This is a genomic window from Marinobacter sp. CH_CUG1437-1, from assembly GCF_037029655.1.
In the GTDB taxonomy this organism is placed as follows: Bacteria; Pseudomonadota; Gammaproteobacteria; order Pseudomonadales; family Oleiphilaceae; genus Marinobacter; species Marinobacter salsuginis.
Genome location: NZ_JAYMEW010000002.1, coordinates 336,836 through 351,599 on the forward strand (window position 1 = coordinate 336,836; position 14,764 = coordinate 351,599).

Below are 14,764 nucleotides of genomic sequence, written 5' to 3' on the forward strand. Positions count from 1 at the left end.
CGCCAACTGCAGTGAAAAACGGGTTTAACCTTAGCACGGACGAGGTTTCAGAAGAAGCAAACTCGGTCTCGGAAACGGGCACGCCAGGTCCGGACATAAGTTCATGGCAATCAAGGATAATCAGAAAGATAAAAACGAGAGGGGGAGAGAAAACTGGGGGTGACTCCACCAGCGACACCCCGGCACACAATTCCACCGCTGCGGCTGCTCCCTTCCGGGCCTGACCGGGTTCACGGTTTCATGTTGCGGGGGCACCAATGGAGCCACCATAACGGCGTTTCAGAACAATTCCCTGAAAGCGGCGCGCATATTAGCAAAAGGGTTTGCACACTACAATGACAAATCGGCGCGCCCTCCCGTATCGGCATTAGAGGGGCAAGGGCACCTCGTCCTGACGGAACCAGCAAGCCAGACTGTAACGAGTGCGGTTTGCAGGTAACACCTCGTGCGGTATTTCCTCGCTCATGAACAAAGCCATGCGCGCGGCCTCGGGCAATAGGGTTCCGCAAACTTCCTGATCGTTGTCGCGATTGAAAACCTGGAGAGCTCCGCCATCGGCTGCTTGCCAATCTTCGTTGAGATACAACACCAGACTGACAACGCGAGACGCCCTGCCCCGGAAGCTGTCCAGGTGCCGCTTATAGAAATCACCAGGGTGATAGGTCGCGTAATGGGTTTCAAATCGCTTCAACCCGAGAAACAGCCTCTGGTTCAACCCCTGGCGAATCGTCTCGAAAAATTCAAACAACGCAGCCTGGGGTGCTGTGACACCTTGCAACCATGCAATCTTGTCGCGTCGAACCGAGCGGTCACGCACCAGATCATTGCCACGGCCAATACCGGCTTTTTTCATGGCATCAGTACGATCAAGAATCTGCACTTCCTGCTTCAGCGCCGCCAACAGGTTTTCTCCCAGCCGTGAGCGGACATCGAGCGACATCCAACCATGCTCACTCAGTCCCGAAGCCAGTTCGTCCAGCCACTCCTCGGACAACAGCTCACGTTGATCCGGCGCAAGGTCGGTTGACTGAACATCACTGCCTGCCACCGCATCGTAGGCGCTACTCAAGGGGGTGTTCACGGGATCGTTGATTGGGACTATTACCGGCGTTTCCATCGTCGGGCCTCGTGCTTAATTTGAGCGTATTTTAGGCGCAATTCTCGCCGGAGCGGCAGTTTTAATTTACTCTCTGTGTAGGCAAATACACTTAACCGGTTTCACTCAGCAGATTCCCATTAGCAGATAATCATGTCAGAAAGCAGTAACAGGCCACCGCTCTCACTATCGCCGGGCCAGTGGTCCTTCACGCGCTGGAAAACGATCGGGCAACTGGAAGCCCTCGAGGTACATCACCCTCTGTTTCAGGCAACCCTGTTTCTCCAGGGAGCCCACCTGGCAAGCTTCAAGCCACAGGATGAGTCCGATTGGCTGTGGATGAGCCCATCCGCACGCTACGAACCTGGTCGCGCCATCCGGGGCGGCATTCCGGTCTGCTGGCCCTGGTTCGGGGATCCTGCCCGCAATGCGCCTGAAGTCCGAAAGCGGATCCATACCGACAAAGCCCACGGCTTTGCCAGAACCGCACTCTGGAAACTGGAGGATGTCCGGGAGAACGCGCACGAAGTGGAAATCAGTCTGTCTCTGGATGCCAACGAGGACTTCAGTGATGTCTGGGTCGGCCACGCACTTGCGCTGCTTACGCTCAGCTTTTCTATTCGGGGTTGCCAACTGGCTCTGACCACGACGAATCTGGGGAAAGACCCTCTCGCGTTTACCCAGGCACTCCATACTTATCTGCCAACGAGTGACATAAGCCGCACACGAGTACTGGGCCTCGGAAACAGCCAGTACATCGACACCCTGGATAACTGGGAATACCGTAACCAGGAAGGCCCAGTGTATTTTGACGGCGAGACGGACCGGATCTATGAGAGCGGCGAGCCCCTGACCATCGTCACGCCCCGAACCGGCCGCAAACTGACCTCGGTGGGTAGCGATTCGACCGTCGTATGGAACCCGGGGCCGGCGAAAGCGGCAACACTGTCGGACTTTCCGGATACGGCCTGGCAGTCCATGCTGTGCGTCGAAACCGCCAATGCCGCCAGCGACTATCGGGTGCTAAATGAAGGACAAAGCCACACATTAGGCGTATTCATCGGAAGGAAATCATGAGCCTGGCATCATTTCTGAAAACCCGACTGGTTCCCGCGGAGCTGGACGAACATATCAACCGCATCCGCAAACCCATCGGCAGCCTGGGCTACGATCCCTGGGGCTATAACAACGAAGCCATCAAATACGGGCTTTCGATTACCAAACAGATCTACGAAAAATACTTTCGGGTGCAGGCGCACGGCGTCGAGAACATTCCCGCCGAGGGTCCGGTGCTGATTATTGCCAATCACAGCGGGCAATTACCCATTGATGGCTTGCTGATCGGTTACGCTCTCGCCTCCCGGGAAAAAGATGCCCGCATTCCAAGAGCAATGATTGAGCGCTTCTTCCCGACTGTGCCCTGGCTGGGAAACCTGCTGAATGAAGTAGGCGCAGTTCTTGGAGACCCGGTCAACTGCGCCAAGATGCTCGCCAACGATGAAGCGGTCATCGTGTTCCCGGAGGGCGTGCGCGGCTCCGGAAAACTTTACCAGGACCGCTACCAGCTCAAGCGTTTCGGCAACGGCTTCATGCACCTCGCCATGAAATACAAAGCCCCAATCGTGCCCGTGGGTGTGGTTGGTTGTGAGGAAACCATCCCGGCCATCGCCAACATCAAGCCCCTGGCAAAGGCTCTGGGCATCCCTTACGCCCCGGTCGCCATGCCCGTGGTGCTACCGGCAAAGGTACACCTGAATTTCGGGGCCCCGATGTACTTTGACGATCTGGAAATCCCTGAAGAACAGGTCACCGAGCGCGTGGAGAAGGTGAAAGCGGAAATCAGCCGGCTGATCGACAAGGGACTGAGCGAAAGGAAAAGGCTTTTCTGATGACCGAACAACGCAGACCGCACATTCTGATTACCGGTGCCGCCGGCGCCCTTGCCCAACAGGTTATTGAGCAACTCCGCGACACCTGCGACCTGGTCGCCGTGGATTTTCGGGAACAGATCTACCTGGGCGACGACATTCCCAGTTACTGTATCGATTTCAACAAAAGGGTTTTCGAGGATCTGTTCCGGCGCTACCAGTTTGATGGCGTGATCCACATGGGCCGGATCATGTCCAGCCAGCTCACCCGTATGCGCCGCTACAACGCCAACGTGCTGGGCACCCAGAAACTCCTGGACCTGAGCCACAAGTACGGCATCAAACGGGTGGTGGTGCTCTCAACCTTCCACGTATACGGCGCCGTGGCCTACAACCCGGCACTCATTGATGAATCTGCCCCGTTGAAAAGTGCGGGGCTCAGTGCCGATCTGATCGACTCGGTTGAGCTGGAAAACCTCGCCAACATCTACCTGTGGCGCTACCCGGAACTGAACATCACCATCCTGCGGCCCTGTAACATCGTGGGCCCGGGCGTGCGCAATACCATTAGCACGCTGCTGGCCAGTGAGCGGGCACCAGTGCTGGCGGGCTTTTCCCCCATGATGCAGTTCATCCATATTGATGATATGGCCGATGCCATTGTACTGGCGTATAAAAAACCGACACGAGGTGTGTACAACGTCGCACCACAGGACTGGGTAGCGTACCAGCACGCGTTGAAGCTCTGCGGCTGCAAACGGATTCCTGTGCCCTCAATTCCGCCGATGGTTCCGAAGATGATACTCGGCACGCTGAAGCTCAAGAGTTTTCCGTCCTACCTGATGGCATTCTTCAAGTATCCGGTGGTAATAGACGGGCGGGCGTTTGTGAAGGAGTTCGGGTTTGAGCCCAAGCGGCCGCTGAAGGAGATTTTCCGGTTTTATCGGGAGAATAAGAGGCCAGTTTAGGTAAACGCTGGCTACATAAGTTACGCTCATTGCTAAACAGAGCTATTCTTGGAAAAGGACTTCTTAACGGGGCACTCTGGCATGTTCAGCAACATGGACGTACTCAGCTATTCACTGGCGTCGATTACGTTCGGGCTCTTGGCGGTACTGGTTGCAACGAGATATCTCCGGCGCGGCGTCGATCGGGCGCTGGCACTTGCGGCCACAGTCACTGCAATCTGGGCAGGGTCACTCGTCAGCCAAAGCCTTTGGGGCTACCCCGGCTTCAATATCCGCTACCTTATCGAATTGGTCCGTGACGCAGCGTGGATTTACCTGCTGTTTGCACTTCTGAAAGACGGTCTAGGAGAAAAAAAGCTCACAGGCAAAGTGAAACAGGTGCTGGGGGCAAGCGCCGCGACCCTGCTCGTTGTTCTTCTGGGGATAGGCCTTGCGGAACATTTTGCCGAGGTAAGCGTAGCTACCGGCAAAGTCAAACTCCTGGGCCAAATCGGACTCACGCTTCTTGGGCTGTCACTGGTTGAGCAAATCTGGCGCAACTCTCCCAGTTTCGGCCGATCGAGCATCAAGTATATTTGCATTGGCGTTGCCACCATCTTTGCCTTTGACTTTTTCATGTATGCCGACGCCCTGCTTTTTGGTCATGTTGCCGATTCATTCTGGAACGCCCGCGGGTTTGTGAACGCCCTACTCACACCCCTGTTCGCCGTCAACGTCATCAACACCCGAAAGCAACCGGTGGACTTCCAACTGTCCCGGTCAGCGGTGTTTCACGCCGGCACACTCGTCTTCGCCGGCGGCTATCTCCTGTTCCTGGCTCTCGGCGGCTATTATGTCCGAGTGGTTGGAGGCGATTGGGGCGATGCCCTCCAGGTTCTGTTTTTTACAATCTCACTGGTGTTCCTAGTTACACTTCTGCTTTCCCGGCGGATACGTTCCAAGCTGATGGTCCTGATCAGCCAGAATTTCTTTGACTACAAATACGATTACCGGGAAGAGTGGCTAAAAATGACTCGGGAACTGGCGGACCTCAGTGACGATCCTCCCTTACCGGAAAGGGTGATCCGCATGCTCGCGGGGCTGGTTGAAAGCAACGCCGGCGCAATCTGGTTGATTGGCGAACAGGACGCGTACATCCTCAAGGCAGCCGTCAACCTTTCAACACCCAGATACACGATGATCGATAGCGACTCCGAACTGGTGCGCTTTTTCCAGGATCGCGAGTGGATTGTAGATCTACACGAATACAAGGCGGACCCTGTTAGTTACAACCTGCTGGAAATTCCCGACGCCATCGCCAAAACAGCCGACGGCTGGCTGCTCATCCCTCTTTACCTCGGTAACGAGCTCTACGGCCTGGCACTGGTCGGTACCCCGTATGCCCGGGTTGAACTGAATTGGGAGAACTTTGACCTGATCAAAGTGGTTGCGCGCCAAACCACAAACCTTCTTGCGCAGGCCGATGCTCAGAACCGCCTCTCTCGTGCCATGCAGTTCGAAGCGGTCAGCAAGGCGTCCGCATTCATGGTCCATGACCTGAAAACCGTCATCGCCCAGCTATCGCTGCTTGTAAAAAATGCCCCGAAACACCGTAACAACCCAGCGTTCATCGATGACATGATCAATACCACTGAGCATGCCGTTCGCAAAATGTCGAACCTGGTTGATCACATCCGCAAACCTTCTATAGAAGACGACAGCCAGCTAACTCCGATCAACCTTACCCAGCTGGTTGAGCAACTGATTTTGCAACACCAGCATCGCCTACCCGCTCCACATCTCGATGGAGAGCCTCTGGACGCCATGGTCAAAGCTGACCAGGAGCAACTTCGTAGCGTCCTGGGACATTTGATTCAAAACGCCCAGGACGCGACTCCTCCCGATGGGGAAATCACTCTGACCCTGAAGATTGCCAGGGGTAACGTTGTGCTTTTCATCCAGGATACGGGCAGCGGGATGACGGAAGAGTTTATTAGCGACCAGCTATTTAAACCCTTTGCCAGTACAAAGGGGCTAACAGGCATGGGCATTGGTGCCTATCAAGCCCGGGAGTATATTCAAAAGCTGGGCGGCAATATTGATGTAACCAGCGAACCAGGCCTTGGCTCATGCTTCTCAGTGAGAATCCCATTGGCCGACTCAAGTCAGACAAAAATAACTGAACAGGTACAACGACCAGTTTCTGACATCTATGAGCCAATCCAAAGCGCCAATTAGTTGCCGCAAACAAACATCCCGGCAAACCAGCATTGCAAAGTGTCAATGTTCAGTTAAGAATCGGGGTTAAGGAAACTTCGTAGAAAAAGGATTTATTGCTGCTGTGACTAGAAAACTCCTTATCGTAGAGGATGATCCAGGGCTACAGAGCCAGATGCGCTGGTGTTTCAGCGAGGATCTGGAAGTGGCTGTTGCTTCTGACCGGGAATCCGCGCTTGCCGCACTGAGGCGTGATGAACCCGACGTAATCACTCTGGACCTTGGCCTGCCACCAGATCCCGGAGGAGCGACAGAAGGCTTCAGTCTGCTGGAAGAAATACTCCGCCTTGCGCCTATGACAAAAGTGATTGTGGTTACAGGCCGGGAAGATAAGGAAAACTCCGTCAAAGCAATTGGCATGGGAGCCTCTGATTTTTATCAAAAGCCGCTGGACGCAGACATCCTGACGTTTGTGGTCAATCGTGCCTTCCGACTCGCGGAACTGGAGCGAGAGAACCGCGATTTGGCCCGCCAACGAAACGGGACAAATATAAAAGGTATTGTTGCTGCAAGCCCCCAGATGCTCGCCATCTGCCGGACCCTTGAAAAGGTAGCGCCTACAGACGTAACCACACTCATTACCGGTGAAACGGGTACTGGCAAAGAGCTATTGGCAAGGGCCATTCACGATCTCAGCCCTCGTGCGTGCAAACCATTTGCAGCAATCAACTGCGCGGCCATTCCAGAGAATCTGCTGGAAAGCGAGCTGTTCGGCTTTGAAAAAGGCTCATTCACCGGCGCCAACCAAACCAAGAAAGGTAAAATTGAGAGCGCCAACGGCGGGACCCTGTTCCTCGATGAGATTGGAGACATGCCGATGGCTTTACAGGCAAAGCTTCTTCGGTTCCTTCAAGAGCGTGTGGTAGACCGAGTGGGGTCAGTTACCCCGATCCCCGTCGATGTGCGGGTTGTTTGCGCGACTCATCGCGATGTAAGACAGTTGATTGAAAGCGGAGACTTCCGGGAAGACCTTTATTACCGGATAAGTGAGATTACGCTGGATGTTCCGGCTGTGCGAGAGCGCGATGGCGACGCCCTGGTTATTGCACAATCGCTCCTTAAATCTCTGGGCAAACAAATGGATCGGTCCAATCTGGCATTTACGGAAGATGCCATAAACGCCATTAACAGTTATCCGTGGCCCGGTAACGTGCGAGAGATGATCAACAAGGTCAAACGGGCAACTATTATGGCTGATGGCAAACGGGTCACGGCAGAGGATCTTGAACTCCATCCAGGCGACTCATCCACAACGAGCCATATCAATCTGCGGCAGGTACGGGAACAGGCAGAACGACAGGCGATTTGCCAGGCCCTGCAAACCACCGGCTTCAATATGGCTCAGGCTGCAAGGTTGCTGGGAGTTACCCGGCCTACCCTCTACAACCTGACCGACAAATACAAAATAGACACATCGGCCGAAATCTCTGAAGTATGATTTATCAGGCCCTGATTTCTGATGCAGGCCTGATTCAAGGAGTAGAAAAATGAAAACAAGGAACCAGACATTGCGAGTTCTACCACGCCTGTTGTTGTTCAGCGCCCTGCTTGGCCCTCTGCCGCTTCTCGTCGGCTGCAATAATCAGCCAGACAGCTCGGAAGCCATGTCACACATTTCCCGGGCGGACACATACGCCGAACAGGGCCAATACCGCTCCGCGCTGGTAGAAGTCAAAAACGCCATCCAGGCGGATCCAAACAATGTGTCTCATATTGTTCGGCTTGCCGAGATTTATCAGTCCATAGGGGCCTATGAACAGGCATCTGACTTACTGGAACCCTGGTTGAGCGACCATTCTGGCAATGTCGCCCTGCCACTAGCCAAAGCCTATGTGGAACAAGGCAAGCAACTCTCGGCTCTAGAGACACTTGAAAAGTTTTCAGCGGATTCATCGGAAGGCCGATTGCAGGCAGCGCTGATTCGGGCTGAAGCTTTAAGGTTGGCTGGAGAAAAAGCTGAGGCCTTGGCCCTATTTCGGAACCTGACGGATAGCAACGGCACAAATCTCAGGGCAATCGTTGGGCTAGCCAGAAGCCATCTTGACCTGAACCAAACTTTCCAGGCCATTCAGGCCCTCGACGAGTGGACAACTCGAAACGGACAAGAGCCAGAAGTGCTCTATTGGAAGGGCGTCGCGCAATACCGTGAAAACCAGCTCGAGGCAGCTTCTGCCACGCTGACTGATGCTGTTGGGGTCCTGCCGACTTCCGATGTGTTCCTTCCGATTCGTCGGGATACACTCTCCTCCCTTTCCCGAGTACTCACCGAACAAGGCAGAATCACCGAGGCCCAGGTTTACAACCGGATACTCGCAGAAAACCTCAACACCGGAACCAAGGAACAGGGCGAGGCAGCCATCGCAGCCATCAAAGATGGCAACATTGACGAAGCCAAAACCATCCTGCGGGATATGCTCAAGCTGGATCCGGATAACGAGCAAGTTGCGTTGATGCTTGGAGCACTATCTGCAGGCACCGGCGAACTGGACGAAGGCACCCGCCTATTAATGGAAAACCTCGACCCGGAAACCACACCCACCCAGTTCATCCGCGCCGCTACTATGGCGCAAATCGACGCAGGTGATCGAGAGGAGGCTCTCAAGACTCTAGATCGGGCAATAAAGGCTCGCCCCAACGACAACGAACTGCTGGCGATGCACGGAATCCTCGCCCTCAGCCTGCCTGAGTACCAGGACGCCGGCGTCGCAAGCCTGAGCAAGGCAATCAGCAACGAACCGAACCGCGTTCGCCTCAGGCTTGCCCTGGCTCAGTATCATATTCGCAATGATCAGCCCGAGCAGGCTCTGGGCCAGTTGAGAATGGCCTTCACCTCCGATCCATCTGAGTGGAACACCACGGGCACCTACCTGAACCTGCTTATCCAGCAAGGCGAAGCCGAAGAGGCAATGGAAATCCGGGACTCCTTGTTAAACGGATATGGCGAGGAGCCTTCCGCCGTTCTGCTGGCAAGTATGGCAGACGCCCAGCTTGGCAATACTGAAGCTGCCAAGAAGCGCCTGCAAACCCTGGTTCAGGAAAGCCCCGAACTACAAGCTCCAAAAGTTGCGCTTGCCATGCTCTATCAGCAAACGGGCGAGCCCGAACAGGCCGTTGAGATGTTTATCGATGCGGCCAGGATAACCCCCGATGCGATTCAACCACTTCAGCAAGCTGGGCGGATTTTTGCTCAGAACCACACTGTGAACGAGGTTGAGCAATGGTTGAATAAAGTCGGTCAGGACCATCCCGAGCTCAGAATGAACACATCAACCCTGGCAGCTCTCATCAAGATTCGCCAAGGTGAACTCGCGGAGGCGCGAGGCGTGCTAGATGAGTGGCAAGCTACGGGATCTGAAGCAGTAAGACGCGCCACCGGGCAATTATTGGGTGCCGAGGCGCAGAAAGCTGCAAATTCAGGTGACTACGCAGCAGCTCGCGCCAAAGCCGGGGAGGCCATTGCACTTCAACCCGAAAACCTGAGTTATGCGCTCCTCCCAGTGGGCATATATCAGAAGGAAGGTAAACTGGATGAAGCACTTAAAGCACTCGATGCAGTCGAAGACACATTCGGTAGTGATACGGCGGTTGTACTCTCTCGGGCGGCGTTACTGAGGCAGAAAGAGGGTGATGGAGCGGCCTATCAGTACCTCCTGGCACAATGGAGAAGTACACAGGATATTGGACTGATGCCCTCCCTACTCGGGCTGGCCAAAACTGCAGAGCCGGAGGCGCAGGGTGAACTCACGGACAGCTGGCTCAGCGTTGCGCCGAACAGCAGTGCCGCGCACATGGCAAGAGCCGATTGGCTGATGGCCAATCAACAGGAGATTGTTGCGGCCAATCATTATGAACAGGTTATTACCCGCCAACCCAACAACATTGCGGCCCTGAACAACCTGGCTTGGCTATTGCGCGAAGATAACCCTGAGCGAGCAATGGAGCTGGCCGGTCGCGCTCGGGATCTAGCTCCCGACAATGCCGCTGTACTGGATACGTATGGCTGGATCCTGCATCTCTCCGGTAAGCATGCGGAAGCGAAAGAAGTCATTGAAAGAGCGCTTGCGCTCGCTCCGGATAACAGTGAAATTCGCGCTCACCTGGAGACTGTAAACCAGGCGATGTAAAGAAGATCGACAAAACCCTCAGATCGCGGCAAACAAAAGGCCGGAGAATACCGTTTCTCCGGCCTTTCTTGTATAGATGTCGGCCTTTTTTACACCCTTCAATTTGCGGATCCAATTTTTCCCCTGTTTTCAACACCATAGATTAATGGCACGTTTCTCGCTTAAGAAAACAGTGAGGATCGGGGTAGTACCCGGTCGGAAGCCAAACCATTCGTGAGGATGGGACGGAAAGCCAAGGATCTCTAGAACAATAAGAGACAGCCTGGTTGCAAAGCACACTACAGGGACTTAGAGCTAAACAACCGGAGAATACCCATGAAACTCAAAATAATTGCTGCTGCAGTTGCTTTGTCCGCCTGGACGGTTTCCGCGCAAGCTACCTATGTCGAAACAAATGAGGCAAATGGAGAGGATTCTCTCCAGACGATTCTGGACAATCTGACCGTTGGCGGCAACTCCTCCATCGACGTAAACACAGATCAGGCAGTACCCGACGAAGTCTGGAATTCAACGGACTCTGGTCTCACACCTACTCGTTTCATTGCGGAGATCGCAGGAAACGCCGGCGTGAATACGTTCGGCATCTACGATGTTAACAACACCAGTAACTTCGTTACGCTCTTTACTGGCGGAAACACCGCAGGCGATTTGACTGCGTTTGAAATTCAGGCCGACGGTAGCGTTTTCGTAAACCTCTTCACAGATACTGGCGTCGATTTCTCCTCAAATAACTTCGGTTTCTTCCTGGGCACCCCAGGCGGTGCTTTTTATTCTGAAGCCGCCAAAAATGGTGGTGAAGACCAGATGGTGGCGTATCAAGGCGGGAATGGTGATTTCCTTAACATTCCGGTGGCTGGTACGAAAGAATGGACCAGCGGTGGCTGGATCGTAGCCTTTGAAGATACCCTTTACAGCCAGAGCGACAAAGATTTCAACGACCTCGTTGTGTTGGTTGAATCTGCCACGCCTGTACCGGAGCCGGGCACCCTCGCCCTTCTCGGCCTTGGCCTTGCCGGCCTTGGTGCAGCCCGTCGTCGTCAGAAAGCCTGATTTTCGGCGGAGTCGTAGAGAAAGCCAGCCTCGGCTGGCTTTTTTTATGTGTTCAGGTTTGTATTTTCCAAAAACCAAAGACACTATAGGCTTCCTGGATCAAAGAAGTCAGGCGGATCAGAATGTTAAGGAAGACATTAGACAATCTCCCCCTCGCCTTGCCGTACCTGCTGGTGACAGGCGTCGCAATCGCAATCTTCTTTCCTACGTGGTTCCGGCTTGCGGCAATCTGGCTGGAATTTGAACAGGTCATTGCTCACGGCCTGGCAACCGCCATTATCTTAGTCGGCCTATTGTTACTCCATCCGCCAAAATCATCGAACTCGTCCCGTACAATCAACCGCCCCTACACTCTACTCGGTGGCTTGTTCCTGATAAGCGTGACTCTCGTCTGGGGGCTGCTGGAACTGGTACGCATCGACACCCTAACATTTCTTATGCTGCCCGCTGGTGTTGTTGCCGTTTCCTGGGCATTGCTGGGTTTGCACAGGACTACTAGCTTTATCCCTTACGTGATGGTTCTGGCGCTGTCGCTTCCCTTATGGGCAGACATTGTCCCCGCCCTTGTCGCTCTGGCCAGCATCGTTGTTGGTGAATGGGTTCGCTGGTTTGGTATGACCGCTCTTATCGAAGGCAACAGCATCACCCTTCCCTATGGGCGACTGCTGATCGCAGACGGCTGTTCCGGTATCCGGTATTTTGCCATTTCGATCCTTCTTGCGATGATGACGTCCATTCTGAACGATTATCGCTGGAAGGGATGGGTGATTACTGTTTCCATCGCCATTCTTGTCGCCCTGATGGCCAACTGGATTCGCATCACGATACTGGTGATTGTTGCGTATGAGACCAATATGGAAAGCGAACTGCTTACGGACCACGAAACAATGGGCTGGATCGTTTTCGCTGCCTTTGTTTTCCCGGCACTTTACTTTTCCCCTGTCCGCAAACGTAGCACCAACGGGAATACCTCGATAAACAAACCCCGCATCCAAAAAAAGGGGCTGATGGCCTCCGCTTTCGCTTTCATACTTGGCCCAGTCGCGCTTACCTTTGCAAACTATACGACCAACCAAAAGCCGGAATGGACCCTTCTTCTTCCTGAATTCAGTCAGGTCCAAACCGAGGCGTTGCCCCTTTCAATGACGCTGCCCGACACACTGGAACAAATGAAATGGCGGGCCGGCAATACCTGGATTTCTTTGTCACAGAGCCAGAAAACGAGCTCCAGTGAAAAGCTGGTTCCCTATCTACCACCAATGTTCGACAAATCAGTTTGGCACGTTGAGGAACAAGTGGCACCTGGCATCGCGCTCTACCGAAACATCCTCACCAGAGACCTGGTAATGATGGCTCAGTGGTATCAGGTAGGCACCCAAAGAAGCTGGACCTACCGGAACGCAAAGCTCCTGCAAATTCCGGCCACGCTCAAAGGTGAAACACGGTTCGCGCTGATAGCCATACAAATCCCATGTAAGCAAAGTACGTGCGAAGACACCCTTGCCAAGATCCAATCAGCCGTTTCGGACGTTGCTCAACAACTATCACCAGCCAGTTAACTAGCCGGTGTTTTCCCAGCCTTTCCGGGAGAATATGTCGAAAACTTTTACACCCGGCAGAACCCAAAGAAAAAAAGTTCATGATTTCATAAGGTTAAAATCTGGCACCATAAATGCTTATAGTAAATCAGGCTGCATTAACGCATTCGTTTACGATGGGAAGCACCATTATGATGTTCAAACGGTTAGCCATTCTTGCCGCGACACTCCTCGCTACGCTCTTCGCTACATGCATTCACGCAGGGGTTATCTTTCAGGATAATTTCGATGCAGAGGGTACATCAGGGTTGTCTGCGCTGAATTACAATACATTTGATAACTGGACAGTTGAAGACGGCACTGTCGACCTGATCGCCGATCCTAACCAATGGGGTATTGATTGCGTCGGGGGCACTGGAAAATGCGTAGACCTTGACGGCTCAACCGGAAACGCCGGAACACTCAAAAGCATTGCCTTTACCCTCGATCCAGGCACCTACACCCTCAGCTTCGATATCTCCGGGAACCAGCGTGGCAGTTCAGACGATACCATGCTGGTTACCCTCGGTGGCTTCTTGAACGAATCGTTCACACTGGCAGCCACCGCACCGTGGCAGACGATCGTCCGCGATATTACTGTCTCCACCCAAACCACCGATTCCATAATTTTCAACCATAACGGCGGTGATAATATCGGCATCATCCTGGATAACGTTTCGCTGGTGCCGGAACCCGGAACTCTGGCACTGCTGGGCTTGGGTCTGTTGGGGCTTGGAGGCGCGCGGCGCCGTATGAAAAGCTGATAGCCAATGTCTTGAAAAAGCCAGCAACTGCTGGCTTTTTTTATGGTTCATTTTGGCTTGCCATCCCTTGATATCTGATTATTCTGAGAGTAATGAAGTAGATAACAGCTGCCCCGGACAATATGGAATTCTCGGACTAATCCGCGGAATTTAAAATAAGAAAGGACTCAGACAATGAACAATGATTGTGGGTTCCAAGCTCTGGAGGAACGCGAGTGGGCTCTTTTTTCAGAAAGAGGTGATTTTTTTACCCGCTATTTTGGCTTGCCTGTTTCCCTGCGCATTACCAATCTGTACTTGAGGCTTGGGCTAACCGAAAACCATGCGTCCTTCTCGATGCTGACAACCGGACTGATTGGCGCAGCACTCATGATCCTCGGCCCCTGGGGAATTCTGCTGGGCTCTTGCTTCCTGGTACTCCACCACCTTCTTGATTATGTAGATGGTCAACTTGCAAGACATTATGGCCGAGCTAGCGTAAAAGGGGCAGTACTGGACCGCTGGAACCACTTTATTGTTGAAACGGCTACCTTCCCTTGCCTGGCACTCGGCCTCTATCTGGACAATGGCCAGATGTGGTCCTGGATTGCTGTCTGGATTCTCTATATCTGGAACCGTTTACGGGTACTGTTGGCCCAGCTTCCGGCCAATATCCTTTCGGAAGAGCTATCACGATACCCTGCTCTTGAGCGGGAGATGATGCGCTCAAACCTTTTTAGCATTAAGACGCAGCCGCTAAACTCCCTCCCCGACACCCCAAGAAAGCCCGAAACAACCCGACCTGCGTCATTCAAAACGAGAGTCAGATCGTTTCTTTGCAGTATTAGAGTAGCCAGTACCTCCTACAATGGTTTCACTATACTGCTCGGGCTCGGTGCTCTCATTGACATCGTTGCATCGCAGCTGTTCTTTCACGAAGGAATGATACATTTTGCCGTTCTTTTCCTGGCGGCGTATTCGGTTTTCAATATCGTCGATTACTCCTGGTCTTATATCCGATCAGACAGAGTGGCTTCAGAGCTTACTTCCCGTCTGGGGAATCCTGCAGAGTGAGAGCAAAT

Annotated in this window: 11 protein-coding genes, 1 other RNA gene and 1 riboswitch; of the genes, 10 read left to right on the plus strand and 2 right to left on the minus strand. The window is 53.5% G+C overall.

The window, feature by feature from the left end; genetic code table 11:
• Positions 1-163: 163 nt before the first annotated feature.
• Together ffs and WA411_RS06955 are read right to left on the minus strand one after the other, a co-directional pair.
• Positions 164-260: signal recognition particle sRNA small type (gene ffs / locus WA411_RS06950), an RNA gene on the minus strand.
• A gap of 107 nt (positions 261-367) precedes the next feature.
• Entirely contained in the window at positions 368-1,117 is a 750-nt protein-coding gene (locus WA411_RS06955) for a 2OG-Fe(II) oxygenase (RefSeq protein ID WP_291910271.1), read from the minus strand.
• Between the two features lie 132 nt (positions 1,118-1,249).
• Between WA411_RS06955 and WA411_RS06960 the strand changes: the two genes are divergently transcribed.
• The 10 genes from WA411_RS06960 to WA411_RS07005 all read left to right on the plus strand — a co-directional run bounded on the left by WA411_RS06960 (position 1,250) and on the right by WA411_RS07005 (position 14,756).
• The gene (locus tag WA411_RS06960) at positions 1,250-2,173 is read left to right on the plus strand and encodes a D-hexose-6-phosphate mutarotase (protein WP_291910273.1); all 924 of its coding nucleotides are present in this window, start codon (positions 1,250-1,252) and stop codon (positions 2,171-2,173) included.
• Positions 2,170-2,985: a lysophospholipid acyltransferase family protein gene (locus WA411_RS06965; RefSeq protein ID WP_209397149.1), complete on the plus strand. Its 816-nt coding sequence runs from the start codon at positions 2,170-2,172 to the stop codon at positions 2,983-2,985. The genes WA411_RS06960 and WA411_RS06965 overlap by 4 nt, the downstream gene beginning before the upstream one ends.
• On the plus strand, positions 2,985-3,932 hold the full coding sequence (locus tag WA411_RS06970) for an SDR family oxidoreductase (protein ID WP_291910275.1): 948 nt from the start codon (positions 2,985-2,987) through the stop codon (positions 3,930-3,932). The genes WA411_RS06965 and WA411_RS06970 overlap by 1 nt, the downstream gene beginning before the upstream one ends.
• Positions 3,933-4,013: 81 nt before the next feature.
• Positions 4,014-6,149 (plus strand): XrtA/PEP-CTERM system histidine kinase PrsK, encoded by a 2,136-nt coding sequence (gene prsK / locus WA411_RS06975; RefSeq protein ID WP_291910277.1) that lies wholly within the window; start codon positions 4,014-4,016, stop codon positions 6,147-6,149.
• A gap of 103 nt (positions 6,150-6,252) precedes the next feature.
• A complete protein-coding gene (gene prsR, locus WA411_RS06980) occupies positions 6,253-7,626 on the plus strand; it encodes a PEP-CTERM-box response regulator transcription factor (protein WP_291910279.1) in 1,374 nt (457 codons plus the stop codon).
• A gap of 49 nt (positions 7,627-7,675) precedes the next feature.
• On the plus strand, positions 7,676-10,312 hold the full coding sequence (locus WA411_RS06985; protein ID WP_291910281.1) for a tetratricopeptide repeat protein: 2,637 nt from the start codon (positions 7,676-7,678) through the stop codon (positions 10,310-10,312).
• 191 nt (positions 10,313-10,503) lie between these two features.
• A riboswitch (cyclic di-GMP riboswitch) is annotated at positions 10,504-10,586 on the plus strand.
• A 41-nt stretch (positions 10,587-10,627) separates the two neighbouring features.
• Entirely contained in the window at positions 10,628-11,362 is a 735-nt protein-coding gene (locus WA411_RS06990) for a PEP-CTERM sorting domain-containing protein (RefSeq protein WP_291910282.1), read from the plus strand.
• Positions 11,363-11,484: 122 nt separating this feature from the next.
• On the plus strand, positions 11,485-12,921 hold the full coding sequence (locus WA411_RS06995) for an exosortase/archaeosortase family protein (RefSeq protein WP_291910284.1): 1,437 nt from the start codon (positions 11,485-11,487) through the stop codon (positions 12,919-12,921).
• A gap of 170 nt (positions 12,922-13,091) precedes the next feature.
• Positions 13,092-13,703 (plus strand): PEP-CTERM sorting domain-containing protein, encoded by a 612-nt coding sequence (locus WA411_RS07000; RefSeq protein WP_291910286.1) that lies wholly within the window; start codon positions 13,092-13,094, stop codon positions 13,701-13,703.
• A 174-nt stretch (positions 13,704-13,877) separates the two neighbouring features.
• Positions 13,878-14,756 (plus strand): CDP-alcohol phosphatidyltransferase family protein, encoded by an 879-nt coding sequence (locus WA411_RS07005; RefSeq protein WP_291910288.1) that lies wholly within the window; start codon positions 13,878-13,880, stop codon positions 14,754-14,756.
• Positions 14,757-14,764: the final 8 nt, after the last annotated feature.